Origin of the sequence: Mesorhizobium sp. M1A.T.Ca.IN.004.03.1.1, from assembly GCF_003997555.1 — a bacterium.
Lineage (GTDB): Bacteria > Pseudomonadota > Alphaproteobacteria > Rhizobiales > Rhizobiaceae > Mesorhizobium.
On sequence record NZ_RZTV01000223.1, the window covers coordinates 1 to 278 of the forward strand.

1 pseudogene is annotated in these 278 nt (G+C 65.5%); it reads right to left on the bottom strand.

What is annotated here, in order from left to right:
* Window positions 1–278: pseudogene (locus tag EOD29_RS31440) on the bottom strand (LLM class flavin-dependent oxidoreductase); the annotation flags it as partial.

Consider the following 278-nt stretch of genomic DNA (forward strand, 5'->3'; position numbering starts at 1 on the left):
GCGCGGCCGGTCTTGCTGGCATTGGTGTCGGGAATGTCTGATGGTAGCGGTGCGTCGGGATCGAAGCCCAAAGCGTCATGGCCGAGCGCGATCGAAAGCGAGGCGATGGCGCTGTCGTAATGCACCAGACTGTCGAGCGTGGCGCGTTTGGCGCGCGCCTCCTCGATGCTGTCGCCGACGATGACGAAGGCGGCGGGCAGGATCTTCAGGTGGTCGCGGTTACGGCCGATGGCTTCCATGCGGCCCTTGATATCGGCATAAAGCGCCCTGCCCGCGGC